This window comes from Paraburkholderia sp. SUR17, assembly GCF_029536165.1.
Classification (GTDB): Bacteria; Pseudomonadota; Gammaproteobacteria; order Burkholderiales; family Burkholderiaceae; genus Paraburkholderia; species Paraburkholderia kururiensis.
In genome coordinates, this window is record NZ_CP120509.1 from 1,486,159 (window position 1) to 1,498,789 (window position 12,631).

11 protein-coding genes are annotated in these 12,631 nt (G+C 64.0%); 2 read left to right on the forward strand and 9 right to left on the reverse strand.

Annotated elements, in window-relative coordinates:
• Window positions 1-3: 3 nt before the first annotated feature.
• From P2869_RS24035 to P2869_RS24065, 7 genes are all read right to left on the reverse strand, one after another.
• Window positions 4-360 carry a 2Fe-2S iron-sulfur cluster-binding protein gene (locus tag P2869_RS24035; protein ID WP_017775859.1) on the reverse strand — a complete coding sequence of 119 codons (357 nt, stop codon included), beginning with the start codon at window positions 358-360 and terminating at the stop codon, window positions 4-6.
• Between the two features lies 1 nt (window position 361).
• Window positions 362-1,438 carry a 2Fe-2S iron-sulfur cluster binding domain-containing protein gene (locus P2869_RS24040; protein WP_277599783.1) on the reverse strand — a complete coding sequence of 359 codons (1,077 nt, stop codon included), beginning with the start codon at window positions 1,436-1,438 and terminating at the stop codon, window positions 362-364.
• Between the two features lie 35 nt (window positions 1,439-1,473).
• Window positions 1,474-1,824, reverse strand: a complete 351-nt coding sequence (locus P2869_RS24045; RefSeq protein ID WP_277599784.1) for a phenol hydroxylase subunit P4 — start codon at window positions 1,822-1,824, stop codon at window positions 1,474-1,476.
• A 16-nt stretch (window positions 1,825-1,840) separates the two neighbouring features.
• Window positions 1,841-3,388, reverse strand: coding sequence for an aromatic/alkene/methane monooxygenase hydroxylase/oxygenase subunit alpha (locus tag P2869_RS24050; protein WP_277599785.1), 1,548 nt, complete (start codon window positions 3,386-3,388; stop codon window positions 1,841-1,843).
• A gap of 37 nt (window positions 3,389-3,425) precedes the next feature.
• Complete coding sequence (locus P2869_RS24055) at window positions 3,426-3,695, reverse strand: MmoB/DmpM family protein (RefSeq protein WP_017775855.1); 270 nt, start codon at window positions 3,693-3,695, stop codon at window positions 3,426-3,428.
• A gap of 63 nt (window positions 3,696-3,758) precedes the next feature.
• Window positions 3,759-4,754: an aromatic/alkene monooxygenase hydroxylase subunit beta gene (locus tag P2869_RS24060; protein WP_277599786.1), complete on the reverse strand. Its 996-nt coding sequence runs from the start codon at window positions 4,752-4,754 to the stop codon at window positions 3,759-3,761.
• On the reverse strand, window positions 4,751-5,008 hold the full coding sequence (locus P2869_RS24065) for a phenol hydroxylase subunit (RefSeq protein ID WP_126878227.1): 258 nt from the start codon (window positions 5,006-5,008) through the stop codon (window positions 4,751-4,753). The genes P2869_RS24060 and P2869_RS24065 overlap by 4 nt, the downstream gene beginning before the upstream one ends.
• Window positions 5,009-5,307: 299 nt before the next feature.
• Here P2869_RS24065 and P2869_RS24070 point away from each other — a divergent pair, with 299 nt between their 5' ends.
• Both P2869_RS24070 and P2869_RS24075 read left to right on the forward strand, forming a co-directional pair.
• Window positions 5,308-7,002: a sigma-54-dependent Fis family transcriptional regulator gene (locus P2869_RS24070; RefSeq protein ID WP_126878301.1), complete on the forward strand. Its 1,695-nt coding sequence runs from the start codon at window positions 5,308-5,310 to the stop codon at window positions 7,000-7,002.
• Window positions 7,003-7,052: 50 nt separating this feature from the next.
• Window positions 7,053-7,781, forward strand: coding sequence for a GntR family transcriptional regulator (locus P2869_RS24075; RefSeq protein WP_277599837.1), 729 nt, complete (start codon window positions 7,053-7,055; stop codon window positions 7,779-7,781).
• A 248-nt stretch (window positions 7,782-8,029) separates the two neighbouring features.
• Here the strand turns inward: P2869_RS24075 and P2869_RS24080 are convergent, their stop codons facing one another.
• Together P2869_RS24080 and P2869_RS24085 are read right to left on the reverse strand one after the other, a co-directional pair.
• The gene (locus tag P2869_RS24080) at window positions 8,030-9,499 is read right to left on the reverse strand and encodes an efflux transporter outer membrane subunit (protein WP_277599787.1); all 1,470 of its coding nucleotides are present in this window, start codon (window positions 9,497-9,499) and stop codon (window positions 8,030-8,032) included.
• Between the two features lie 13 nt (window positions 9,500-9,512).
• Window positions 9,513-12,620 carry a CusA/CzcA family heavy metal efflux RND transporter gene (locus tag P2869_RS24085; protein WP_277599788.1) on the reverse strand — a complete coding sequence of 1,036 codons (3,108 nt, stop codon included), beginning with the start codon at window positions 12,618-12,620 and terminating at the stop codon, window positions 9,513-9,515.
• Window positions 12,621-12,631 lie beyond the last annotated feature (11 nt).

Below are 12,631 nucleotides of genomic sequence, written 5' to 3' on the forward strand. Positions count from 1 at the left end.
TGTCTAGTCGGTACCACTACGGGATGCCTCGCAGGCGAATCCCTTGAAAAACGGCTTTTGCATCTTGCCGGCCACTTCCAGCTCAACGTCCCCTTGCGGGGCGATCCGGCAAGCCAGCGAGTAGCCGGCCTCCTCTTCCTCCACGCTCACATGCGCCCGGCTGACTGGCCCCAGCTTGCGCACTTCGCCGCGCAGCACGCGCACCTTGCACACGCCGCAGCCGCCGTTCAGGCAGCCGACGGGAATGCCCCGGCGCCCCAGGCGCGCCATGCCCGCAAGCAGAGACTCGTCTACGGCGCAGGGGTAATGCTCGCCTGTCTGCGCGATGGTTATCGCAACCTTCGGCTCGCTCGCGTTCATGTCAGACGTTCCTGAAGAGCGGGCTGCGCACCTGCTGCACATCGGCCGCCGAAATAAACTTCTCGTGGTAGATGTCGCCTTCGAAGAGCCGTCCCTGCATGAGCGTCGTGATGCACGCGTCGATCATGGCGGGCGGCCCGCAGAGGTACGCCTTGTGCCCCGCGAAGTTGTTGTCGAAATGCGCCTTCGCCGCTTCGTGGACGAAGCCATGCGCCACGACGCCGTGCGCCTGCATCGCCGTTCCTGCCCCGCCTTCCGATAAAGCCGGCACGTAGCGGAAGTTCGGGTACTGCCGGGCCAGTTCGCGAAACGCGTCGTCGTAGTACAGTTCGGCCGCATTGCGCTGACCGTAGACCAGCGTGATGGGCTCGGTCGCTCCGCCTTGCAGCAGATCGAGAATCATCGAGCGTGGACTCGACAGCCCCGAACCGCCCGCCATGAAGATCATGGGCACGTGTGCCGACTTGCGCACGAAGAAGCGGCCGTAAGGACCGGACAACGTCACCCTGTCCCCCACCGCCAGTTGCTCGTGCAGATAAGCCGTGCCGACGCCGCCGGGAACCTGCCGCACGTTCAGTTCGATTTCGCCGGTGGCTGCAACGTCGGCCGGTGCATTCGCGACGGAAAACGCACGGCTTTGATGCAGGCCCGGAATCTCGAGCTGCACGTACTGTCCCGCCTGGAAGTGGAACGCGTCGTCGAGCCGCAGATAAATGGCCTTGATGGTCGGCGTGAGCTGGACGATACGCGACACTTCGGCGGTGAAGTCTTTCACCGGAATCACTTCGGCATCCGGATCTTCTTCCACGTCGGCTTCGATCACGGCGTCGCTGGTGAGCGTGGCACAACAGGCCAGTGCTTTGCGCTCCTCGCGTTCGAAGTCCATCAGGGCAAACGGGTTGGCGTCGCCCAGATCAGCCTCTCCGTCGAGGATCTCGACCTTGCACGTGCCGCACAGCCCATGACCGCAGGCGTGCGGGATATAGATTCCCTGGCGCAGCGCGGCGTCGAGAATCGTCTGTCCTTCCTCGACTTCGATGGTGGCGCCAAGAGGCTCGATGGTCAGTTGATGGCTCATGATGATGAATACGTCAAGACTTCAGGTGAGGCCGCTCACGAGCCGCTAATGCCAGTCAATCCGGGCGTGCGAAAGCGGATCAGGTCCTTGTGGCCAATGCCGTTTTCCGCCAGCGTCTTCGCGCTGTCAGGCTGAAACGGCTTGCCTGACTTGAACCACTGAACCCGGCTCCAGTCGATCTTCGCGAAGTCCGGGTGGTAGCCGTAGATGCCTGGCAGAATCTGCGCGGCGAGCGCTCCGAAGGGCGTTTGCGGCGGCACCGGCAGGCAGAACGGCGCGGGGAACATGAGGTGGTCTTCCCAGGCCACATACAGCAGCGGCGCCGGGAATTTCTCCACCGTGTCCTGCGGGGCAAAGCTATAGGGTTTCAGCGCAACGATGGTCATAGCTGCCTCCTGCCGGTCAGTTGCCCGTAGCCTGGCCGCGCCAGGCTGCGAAATTTTTCTGGTCTTCGGAACCTTCGAAGTCCTTGTTGTCGTGTTCGCTGACCTCGTAGTAGTCGAGCACGGCCGCGAGCGGATCGAAGCCCTCCACCGTAGGGTCCGTGCCGGGCTTGAAGCAATGCCCCTGGTAGATCTGATGCACGGGCAGCCACGACTGCACGTACTTCTCGGGCTCGTGATCGAAGATCTCTTTGCAGTGGTCGCTGCAGAAGTGATAGCGGTTGCCGAGGTAATCGGACTCGCGCGCGCAAAGCTTCTTTGCGTTGCCGGGCTCGGTGAACAGCATCGGAATCTGGCAGGTCTGGCACAGCATGGGCAGCGTCTTCACGTAGAAGCGCTCATCGGCCTGCGCGCGTTCACGCCAGTGTTCGAAGCGCGGCCGGTAGAGCGCGTCGAAACTCTCGGGATACTTCGCGGCAAGCCACGCCATCTCGTCTTCGCGCGGCAACCACGTGTGGAACGGCGCCGCCGCTCCGAAGCTGTAAAACGTGGCCCATGCCTGGTGGCTGATGTGGTCTTTGCCTTCGCAGGCGTCTTTCCAGCCCTTCGGCTCGCGAATGCCGTAGCGCGCGAGGTCGCGGAACAGTGCGCCGCCGTTCTGCTCGGCGTACATCTCCCAGGCCTCTTTCCAGCTCATGACGCGCTTGGGCTGCATGTAGTCCATCATCATTGCGACCAGCGTGAGCAGCCGGTAGCCGCGCCAGAACCATTTGTCGATCCAGCGCTGCACGATGGGCACGTTGCCCGGGTCCTGCTCGAGCATGAACTTGATGCATTCGATGCCAAGCGTCATGTGGCGCGATTCGTCGGACTGTGCCGAAAACCCGAACGTCACCGTGGACATGTCGCCGTTGTAGGCCGCGCCCGACATGAAAGGCACGAACAGCAGATTGGTCAGCACGTACTCGAACGAGAAGCTCACCGCCGTGAGGAACTCGAACGGCCCGGCCGTGCAGGCATCTTCGAAGAACGACTTCGGCACGGAGAGGTACCAGACGCGATCGAACCAGTGGTTCGAGTGATGCATGCCGTTGAAGAACCGGTTGTACGTCGACATGGCGTGCGTTTCGGTCTGGTAGTGACGCAGTTCGTCGATGGACTGCATCTGGCACGCCACCCGCGCGCCTTCACCGGTGAAATGGCGGCCAACGTGAGCGAAGCCGCGGTGCGCGTAGTACTCGAGTGGCGTCACGCCCTGAATGAAGAGCTTGAGCGCGTTGATGTAGCGCGCGTCGGTTACGCCCAGAAAGGCGTTGTTCTGCGTGAACGCGTCGATCACGGCGTACAGCTTCTTTTCCTTCTCGCCCTGGTACTTCCAGTAGGCGTCCATGGTGAGGCGGAACGGGTCCACCCATTTGTCCCAGTCGTGAATCTTGATGCCCTCGTACTGATCGTACGGAAACACCTTCTCCATGGGCTGATACGACGTTTCCCAGCCAAGGCCGCGGGTCATGGCCGCGTAGCGGTCCTTCAGGCCGAGTTTCTTTTTCAGTACGGGCGTGTCCATTCGTGTCTCCTTCCCTCTCGATTCGATGCTCTGTCGTTTAGTGTTTCCAGCTCAGCGTCAACTCATCGTCGTCTTCGTCGATATGGCCTGACAACGTGATGAGGTTCACATGCAGCTGCTGCAGGTTGAAGCGTGCGCCGGTCAGGTTCTCGATGGTTTCGCGGCGGATGGTGAGGCGCCCGGGCGCATCGATCTTGACCATGCCGGGAGATTCCACGGCGACGGCACTGGGGTTGTCCGCAAGGATGGCCTCGACGATCTGTCGGGATTCCTCATTGGCCTGAAAGGCGATGAATACGTTGGACATGGAATGTTCCTGAATTAGGGGCGTTCGGTGAGTGGCTGACGGCGAGTTCGTCGCACGGCAACGTCAAGGCTCGATACCAAGCTTCGCGAGCCGCGTGCGCAGTTGCTGGCGCACCTCGTCGAGCGCGCTGTGGCCGCTGCCGGGGAAGGCCAGTTCGGCAACCGGCAGCAGCGCTGCGGCGGCCTGCGCTTCCCAGGTGCGCACCCATTGGGTCAGCAATGCCTTGTTGTCTTCCGATTCAGCGGCCATCGTCTTCACCACCGCGTCGATCCAGCGTGCCGATTCGTCGTGCCACTCCGGCATGAACGAGGTGAGCATGGCCACCGCGCTGCCGCCGGCAAGCGCGACGTGTCCGTCGATGAAGCGGTCGTAGACCAGCGGGTACAGCAGGCCGTCCAGCGCGACGTTCTGCGCCACGTACAGCTCCACCGGGTCCGCGAGAACAAGCGTGTCTTCGACGTAGCGACGCAGCGTCTGCCAGACGGGGTCGTTCATCCAGGCGTCTTTGGCCTCGTCGAGCACTTCCGGACCGGACATGGACAGCGCGAGCCGCGTCAGATACTGCGCGACACCCAGGTTGTCCATGGCGTGAAACATGGACGGGGCGGTGAACGCGGTGCCGTAGCCCACGGCGCAGATCTGCGAGTTGTTCATGTTGCCGCCCCACGCAACGTGACGCAAAGGCACGAGCACACGCAACGCCTGCGCAACGAGGGTTTCCGGTATGAGGGCGAACATGCCGCGCGACTCGACGAATTCGAAGTTCGACTCCATCGTGTCCTGCTGACGGGCGCGCGTCATCGTCCAGGATGCGTAGTAGAACTGACGCGGGTCTTTCAACGCGTACCAGTTCTCCATACGAATCTCGGTACGCGCACTGTCGAACAGCTCGTGCGCCGGATCCCACGTGGGCCGGTAATGAAAATTCACCGCGGGCTGCGCGCCCATGGTGCCTTCCTGATAGCGCGAAGCCGTCTTGTCGCCGCCGATGTATTGCGCGACGTGCGCATACGTGTGCCGCAGCGGCTTGATATCCACTGTTTTCAGATCGATCGTCACTGCCTGCTCCTGCTGGTCATGGGTTCGCCTTCTGCCGTGAGCCGCACGACGTTCTGCGCAATGCAGAACTCTTCGAACGCGGCGCGCGGCAACATCAGTTCGACGCAAAGCTCAGGTATGCCGACGGAAAATTCGAACTCCACGAATCCCCGCCGGTTGATGCCCGTGACCCTGACGAACCTGCGCGTCGGGTCGAATGCGTCGTTGTCTTCCTGCCCGAGTGCCGGAGGTCCGGCTACCGGATGTCTGGTCATGGCGCGTGTCTCCTTCATGCCCGGCCATTCATGCAGCCTCCATGCCACGCGAGTGCCCGAATACCGAAAAATCTCGATAATCGAGGGAAAACACTGACGAGCGGATCGCACCCGACACCCCACAATCAAGGTTAACCCGGCCTGGAAAGTGCCCTCTGGCAGCACTCAAGACATTGATTTGCATGGCCGTCTTATGTTTTGATGAAGGCCTTTCCGCGCAATTGATGAAATCGTGAAATCGTCGCCCTTTCCGCTGCCTCGTGGCGAGGAAAGAGGAAAATCTCGACGAAGGAGACATGATGCCGCCCCAACCCGCTCCCTTTCCCTCTGACGCCGACCTGCGGCGGCTGATCCATTTTTCGGCTGCCGATGGGCGCATCTGGCTCGGCGACCAGCGCATGGTGCTGATCCACGCGGCCGCGCTGGGCGCCTTGAGGAAGGAGATGATGGAAAGCGTCGGGCCCGCGCCCACGCGCCGCTATTTCACGCGCGCCGGGTTTGCCGCAGGCGAGCGCGATGCCGTGCTTGCGCGCGAAATACGCGGCAATGCATCGCTCTACGACATGTTCGCCGTCGGCCCGCAACTCCACATGCTCGAAGGTGCGGCGCAGGTCGCGCCGGTACGCTTCGACGTCGATATCGAAACCGGGCGCTTTGCAGGCGAATTCAGGTGGGAGCATTCGTGGGAAGCCGAAGTCCACCGGCGACACTTCGGCCTGCAAACGGAGCCCGTGTGCTGGATGCTGATCGGCTACGCGTCGGGGTACACGAGCGCGTTCATGGGCCGCACCATCCTGTTTCGCGAAACGGCATGCACGTGCAAGGGCGACGCGCATTGCCTGATCGAGGGCAAGCCGCTCGAGGAGTGGGACGACGCTGAAGAGCTTGGGTCGTGGTTCAAGGCCGAGTCGCTGCTCAACACCCTCCAGAGCCTGCAAACCGAGGTGGAGTCGCTGCGGCTCGAGATCGAGCCGGATGCGAATCGCACGGAATTGACCGGCCAGTCCGAAGCGTTTCGGCATGCCTACGAACTGCTGCAGACGGCGGCGCCGACAAAAGTCACCGTGCTGCTGACCGGCGAAACGGGCGTGGGCAAGGAACGCTTCGCCCGCGCGCTGCATGCCCTGAGTCCTCGCGCCGACAAACCATTCGTCGCCGTCAACTGTGCGGCGATTCCGCATGCGCTTATCGAATCCGAACTGTTCGGCGCGGAGAAAGGCGCATACACGGGTTCTCAGGCCGCGCGCGCGGGCCGCTTCGAGCGCGCCGAAGGCGGCACGCTCTTTCTCGACGAAATCGGCGAGTTGCCCATGGACGTGCAGGCGAAGCTGCTACGCGCCATCCAGGAGAGCGAAATCGAACGACTGGGCTCGACACAGGGCCGCCGCATCGACGTGCGCCTCGTCGCCGCTACGAACCAGGACCTGGGCCGCGCCGTGCAGGAGGGCCGCTTTCGCGCCGACCTGTACTACCGCATCAACGTCTACCCTGTCGTCATCCCGCCGCTGCGCGAACGCCAGGGTGACATCGAAGCACTGGCACGAACCATGCTGGAACGTTTTGCGCGGCTGCACGGCAAGCCGGCACCCAAGTTGACCGACCACGCCTGCGAGGCGCTGCGCAATCACGCGTGGCCTGGCAACGTGCGCGAACTGGAGAATCTCGTGGAGCGTGCGGTGATTCTGTCGAGGCCCAACCGCGAGATCGAGGCGAGAGACCTGTTCCCAGGCATCACGCTGCCGGCAGGCGCGTCCGTGGACCGGCGCGGGCTCATTACCGAAGGCCATGCGCTCCCGGTAGACTGCCGGGCGCTGCTCGAACAGTTGCAGAACTCGGGCGCAGGGCTGGACGGTCTTGAACGTGCGTTGCTGCGCGAGGCGGTGGACCGCGCGGACGGCAATCTTTCCGCCGCTGCGCGCATGCTCGGACTCACGCGGCCTCAGCTCAGCTATCGCCTGAGCCGGGATCATGACAAGGAGAATCAGCAATCGTGAATACAACCGATCCGGTGCATCCGCTCAGCCTCGCTTTCGCGATCGACGCCATGCCGACCGCCGATGCCGGCGCGGCCGGCATGCAGACGCTCGCAGACGAAGCCAACGGCGCACATGCCCGTACCCTGGGCGAGCAGGCTTATCACCAGTTGCGCCAGCACATTATCGAAGGCCGCTATCCGCCGCGCACGAAGCTGCGCGTGGAGCATCTGAAGGACGTCTACGGCGTGGGCGCCGGCACGCTGCGCGAAGCGCTCACGCGGCTCGTCAGCGACGCGCTCGTAGTGGCCGAAGGCCAGCGCGGATTCCGCGTCATGCCGATGTCGCTCGCCGATCTCGAAGACATTACGCGTCTGCGCATCCATATCGAAGTGGACGCATTGCGCGAATCCGTGCGCCGCGGCGACGCGGCCTGGGAGCAGCGTGTGCGCCAAAGCTTCGACCTGCTTTCCGGTTTCGAGCAACCCGTTTCGGTGGAGAACCGGCCCGCCTGGGAAGTCCATAACCGCCGCTTCCACGAGGAACTGATCTCTGCGGCGGCGTCGCCATGGACTTACCTGGTGCTGCGCATCCTGTCTCAGCACGGCGAACGTTACCGCCGCGTCTGCATCGGGCTCGAAGATTCGCATCGCGACGTGCACGAAGAGCATCTACGGATTTTCGAAGCGGCCATGCAGCGCGCCGACGCGCGCGCGGCACTCGCGCTGGAAGATCACATCAGCACGACCCTGAACATCGTGAAAAAAGCCCCGGCAGGCACGCTTCCATTCGACCTCTGATGCAGTCCATGCGCTGATGTTTGTCATGGCCGCACCCGTGGAAAGAGACACACCGGCATCTTCACGTGCATGTTCGGGTTGCCGCATGTACTGCCGGCGAAATCGACCACACGCGTGCCGTTCAGATGCGCAGCGGCTGCGGAGTCTTGTGAGGATGCACAGGCGGCCAGGCCGGCCGTGATCAGCAAAGCAGGAACAATCGATTTCATATACCGCCTCAAAGTCATAAACGCCAGTCAAACGAGCCATCACCCACGCGGCGCCACCGCGGGCGCTCGCTCCGTCTGGTTCCACCACCCGCCACCCACGGCCTGAAACAGCGCCGCCGTATCCGCGAAACGCGCGGCCCGCGCCTGGATGGCGGCCATGCGCGTCGCTTCGCTCGCCTGTTGCGCGACCCACACCGACAAACTCGACGCCTCCCCGGATTGCAGTTGCACGCGAGCAATCGCGAGACTGCGCGATGCGGCATCGGCGGCGGCAAGCGCGGCCTGCAACGTGCGGGCATCGGCCTGCACGCTTTGCAGCACGTCCGCCACGTTCTGAAACGCGTTGATGACCGTGGACCGATACTGCGCAGAGGCCTCGACGAAGGCCGCCTGGGCTGCGCGCTGGCGGTGCAGCAGCGCCCCGCCCTGAAAGAGCGGCTGAGCAACCTTGCCGATCACGTTGAAGAACTGGTTGTACGGTGTGAACGCATTGGCCACGGCGTTGGGCGAGGTGCCGAGCGCAGCCGTCAGCGAAATTTGCGGCAGGCGGTTCGCAATCGCCACGTCCACCTGCGCGCTCGCCGCATGCAGCGCCGCAGCCGCCGCGAGAATATCGGGCCGCTGTTCGACGAGCTTCGACGGCACGCTGACCGGAAGATCCTCCGGCAAATGCAGTGAGGACAACTCGAAACCGGCGGCAACGTCCTCGTTCGGATACCCGCCAACGAGCGCGACCAGCGCGTCGCGCTGCAACGCGAGCTGCTTCTGGAGCGGCGGCAAAGCAGCCTGGGCCTGCGCCAACGCCGTCTCCTGCTGCAGCACGTCGGCCTGCGATGCTTCTCCTGCCGCATGCTGGCGTTGAACGATATCGACAAGCGAAGTGTCTGCGGCGATCACCGCCTGCTGCGCGCCGATCTGATCGCGCAGCGCGGCCTGATTGATCGCGCCGAGCACGATGTTCGTGCTCAACGTCACACGCGCCGCTTCGAGTTCGAAGCGCTGGTTGTCGGCCTGCGCCGCCGCGGACTCGATCATGCGGCGGTTCAAGCCGAACGCGTCCAGCGAATAGGACACCGTAAGTTCGCCCGTATAGAGCGAATAGATGCGCTGATTGTTTGCTGCGACCGGCGCGAGGCTTGCCGTGGAAGTCTCGTTGCGACTGCCCGATGCATCGAGGCCGATGGCGGGAAAGAGCGAGCCGCGTTGCGCGAGCACGTTTTCCTGCGCAGCGGTCAGCGCGGCCTGCGCCGCGGCCACGGTCGGGCTCGCCTTCAGGCCGCGCTCAACCAATGCATCGAGCGTGTGAGACTGAAAAAGCGTCCACCACTCGCCGGATACGTCGCCGCCGCTCACGAAGCGTTGCGGCGCGGCGCCGTCCGTCATGGGCGGCAATGGCGACGGTGCGTAACCCGCGTTGCCCGGTGCGTCGGGCTGCCGGAAGTCGGGCCCCACCGCGCAGGCGGCCAACACGAGCGGCAGCAGCAGGCTGATACGTTTCAATGCGTACACGGTCGTCCCCTGATTACTCTGCGAATTGCGGCTCGTTCGTCTCTTGCGGTGCACTCGTGTGTGCCGTCTTTCCGAGTCGGTCGAACCACGGGTAGACGGACGGCAACACGAGCAGCGTGAGCAGCGTCGCGGAAACCAGGCCGCCGATCACGACGGTGGCAAGCGGACGTTGCACTTCCGCGCCGGAACTCGTCGAAAAGGCCATCGGCAGGAAGCCGAGGCTCGCCACGGTTGCGGTCATCAGGACCGGCCGCAGCCGTGTCAATGCGGCCTGCTTCGCGGCGGCTACCGCGCTGAGCCCACCCGAACGTTTTTCGACGATGTAGCTCACCAGCACCACGCCGTTGAGCACGGCGATGCCGAACAGCGCGATGAAGCCGACCGCCGCGGAAATGCTGAACGGCAGGCCGCGCAGCCACAGCGCAAAGATTCCGCCGATAGCCGCGAACGGCACGTTGAAGAAGATTAGTGCGGCGAGACTTGCGCTGTTGAACATCAGGTAAAGCAGCACGTAGATTGCTGCCAGCGCGACGGGCACCACGACATAGAGGCGCGCCATCGCTTCCTGCAGATTCTTGAAGCTGCCGCCCCACGACACGGTGTAGCCGGGCGGCAGTTTCAACTGCGTGTCCACCGCGTGCTGCGCAGCGCTCACGAAACCGGCGAGATCGCGGCCCCGCACGTTGGCCTGAACCATGATCACGCGCTGCCCGTCCTCGCGTTCGATGGTGGACGGACCCGGCTCCATGCGGATGTCGGCCACTTCGGAAAGCGGCACGGCGTGGCCCGCGCCGTCGCTCACGCGCAGGTCGCCGATACGCGCTACGTCATCGCGATCCTGAGACTGCAGGCGCACGCGCACGTCGAAACGCCCTTCTCCGTCCACGATCTGGCCAACGGTTCGGCCACCCAGCGACTGCACGAGATCCAGTACCTGCGACGCGTTCAAGCCATAGCGCGCGACCGCCTCGCGATTCACGACGATGCGCAGATAAGGCTGGCCAATGGTCTGCTGCGCTTCTACATCGGCGGCGCCCGGCACGCGCGACACGATGGCCGCGATGCGCTCCGCCGTGTCGTGCAGCGTGTCGAGGTCGTTGCCGTGAACCATGATGGCCACGTCGGCCTGCACGCCTGCAAGCAGGTCGTCCATGCGCATCTGGATAGGCTGGTCCCAGCTCAACGTGAGCCCCGGCACAGCGCGATCGAGCGCGTCGGAGTAGGCCGCCACCAGGCCGTCCTGGCTCTGCGCGGTCTTCCAGGCGGACTTGGGCTTGAGCATGATGAAGGTATCGCTTTGCTCCACGCCCATCGGGTCTGTGGGAATTTCCGAACTACCGCCCAGCGTGACCGCGGACTGCACTTCGGGAAAGCGCATCAGCGTGCGCTCCACCATCGTCTGCGCCTGTACGGCCGAGGGCACCGAGATGCCGGGCAGCTTGGTGGTCGTCACCGTCAACGCGCCTTCTTCCAGGTGCGGCAGGAATTCCGCACCCAGGCGCGTGCCCGCGGCGCACGCGGCAGCCAGCAGCGCCAGCGCAACACCGATGGTGAGCACGGGATGGCGCGTGGCGGTTGCCAGCATCGGCTCGTAGCGTTGTCTCGCCCAGCCCACAATGCGGCTCTCGTGTTCGGCGATCCTCCCGCGCAACAGGAAGCTGGCGAGTACGGGCATCAACGTGAGCGTGAGCACGAGCGACGCAATCAGCGCGAAGATCACAGTCATGGCCATGGGGCGGAACATCTTGCCTTCGATGCCCTGAAGACTCAGCACGGGCAGATACACGGCGGTAATGATGAGGACCGCGAACGTCACGGGCCTCGCCACTTCACCGGCCGCCTCGCGCACCACGGGCAGCATCGGGCCGTCCGGCGCAAGCGAACGGCGTCTGACGACGTTCTCGATGGTGACCACCGCGCCGTCCACCAGCAGTCCGAAGTCGATGGCGCCGAGGCTCATGAGGTTGCCCGACATGCCGGCGCAGTACATCGCAATGGCCGCAGCCAGCATCGACAACGGAATCGCCGACGCCACCACCAACCCCGCGCGCACGTTGCCCAGCAGCAGAAGCAGCACGGCGATCACGAGCACGGCGCCTTCCACCATGTTGTGCGCTACCGTGTCGAGCACGCGGTTCATCAGATCCGCGCGGTTGTAGTACGGCGTGATTTGCACGCCTTGCGGCAAGGTCTTGTTGATCGCGGCGATGGCCTGCTGCACGCGTTGCGCGACAACGCGCGTGTTCTGCCCCAGTCCCATGAGCACGACGCCGACCACGGCCTCGCCCTTGCCGTCATGCGTGACCGCGCCGAGGCGCGGCATGGGCGCTTCGGTGACGTGCGCCACGTCGCGCACGTAAAGCGGCGTGCCGCCCTGCCCCGTACGCAGCACGATGTTGCCGATATCCGCCGTGTCGCGCAGCAACCCCTCGCCGCGAATGATGGACTCGCCGCCGTTGTGTTCGATCGTCGCGCCACCGGTCGCACCGTTGTTCATCTGCACGGCGTTGAAGACGTCGCTGATCGAGAGACCATAGCGGGTGAGCGCATCGTCCAGCACCTGTACCTCGTAGGTCTTGAGTTCGCCTCCGTTCACGTTGACGTCGACCACGCCTTCCACTTCGCGAAGCTTCGGCGCGATCTGCCAGTCGAGCAGCGTGCGCAGTGTCATGAGCGACTGGCCTCGGCCATGGACGCGAAACTGGTAGATCTCGCTCAGGCCATCCGACAACGGGCCCATTTGAGGCGTATTCGTGCCGGGTGGAAGCTGCAGCGTCTGCAGGCGCTCGGCCACCAGATTGCGGTCGAGATGAATGTCGGTGCCATCGGCAAAACGCACGTAGACGACCGAGAGGCCGTAGCGCGAAATGGACCGCAGGCCCTGCATGCCCGGCAACCCTTGAAGCGCCAGTTCCACCGGCGACGTGATGGAACGCTCCACGTCCACGGGTGCGAGGCCCGCGGCCTGGGTGGTCACCAGCACCTGAATGGGCGAGATGTCCGGTTCGGCATCGAACGGCAGCCGCTGCATGCTGACGATGCCGATGCCGACCATCGCGGCCACCAGAATCAGTACGACGGCGCGGTTGCGAAGCGCCGCATTCACGATCTTGGTCATCATGGTTTTTGCCC

Excerpts from the sequence above, each read along its gene's own strand:
- P2869_RS24065 (WP_126878227.1), bottom strand. The coding sequence starts at position 5,008 with ATGACCAGACATCCGGTAGCCGGACCTCCGGCACTCGGGCAGGAAGAC.
- P2869_RS24050 (WP_277599785.1), bottom strand. The coding sequence starts at position 3,388 with ATGGACACGCCCGTACTGAAAAAGAAACTCGGCCTGAAGGACCGCTAC.
- P2869_RS24085 (WP_277599788.1), bottom strand. The coding sequence starts at position 12,620 with ATGATGACCAAGATCGTGAATGCGGCGCTTCGCAACCGCGCCGTCGTA.
- P2869_RS24070 (WP_126878301.1), top strand. The coding sequence starts at position 5,308 with ATGCCGCCCCAACCCGCTCCCTTTCCCTCTGACGCCGACCTGCGGCGG.
- P2869_RS24055 (WP_017775855.1), bottom strand. The coding sequence starts at position 3,695 with ATGTCCAACGTATTCATCGCCTTTCAGGCCAATGAGGAATCCCGACAG.
- P2869_RS24045 (WP_277599784.1), bottom strand. The coding sequence starts at position 1,824 with ATGACCATCGTTGCGCTGAAACCCTATAGCTTTGCCCCGCAGGACACG.
- P2869_RS24035 (WP_017775859.1), bottom strand. The coding sequence starts at position 360 with ATGAACGCGAGCGAGCCGAAGGTTGCGATAACCATCGCGCAGACAGGC.
- P2869_RS24075 (WP_277599837.1), top strand. The coding sequence starts at position 7,053 with ATGCCGACCGCCGATGCCGGCGCGGCCGGCATGCAGACGCTCGCAGAC.
- P2869_RS24040 (WP_277599783.1), bottom strand. The coding sequence starts at position 1,438 with ATGAGCCATCAACTGACCATCGAGCCTCTTGGCGCCACCATCGAAGTC.